A 525-nucleotide genomic window follows, 5' to 3' on the forward strand; every position below is an offset into this window, starting at 1 on the left:
GGTGTCGACTGCGCCAGCCCAAATTTGTTTTTCTAGTGGGCGTGCAGGCTCTTCAAATTCAACACGGTCGATGATGCGACTTGCGCCCAGTTTTTCTAAAAGTGGACCGTTTTGTTCAACACGACCAGTAACGGCTGCCACTTTGTAGCCCAGTTGAGCCAGAAGCGTCACCGCCACCGAACCTACGCCGCCACTGGCGCCAGTGACAAGGATTTCGCCAGCTTCTGGTTTGATGTCAGCATCCAGCAGAGCTTGAACACACAGCATTGCGGTAAAGCCAGCTGTACCGACCATCATTGCTTTTTTGCTGTCTAAGCCTTTTGGTAGAGGAACCAACCAATCCGCTTTTAGACGAGCACGTTGCGCCATACCGCCCCAGTGGTTTTCGCCGACACCCCAGCCAGTAAGAACGACTTTATCGCCTGCTTGGTAGCGTGCATCGTCAGAGCTTACGACCGTACCTGCTAGATCAATGCCTGGTACCATTGGGAAGTTGCGGATGATTTTACCTTTCCCTGTGATCGC

At 52.8% G+C, this 525-nt stretch carries 1 protein-coding gene; it reads right to left on the minus strand.

The window, feature by feature from the left end:
• A partial coding sequence (locus R8N49_RS30185; protein ID WP_412034943.1) for an alcohol dehydrogenase catalytic domain-containing protein occupies positions 1-525 on the minus strand: 525 nt, incomplete at both ends.

This window comes from Vibrio sp. 1978 (assembly GCF_033344345.1).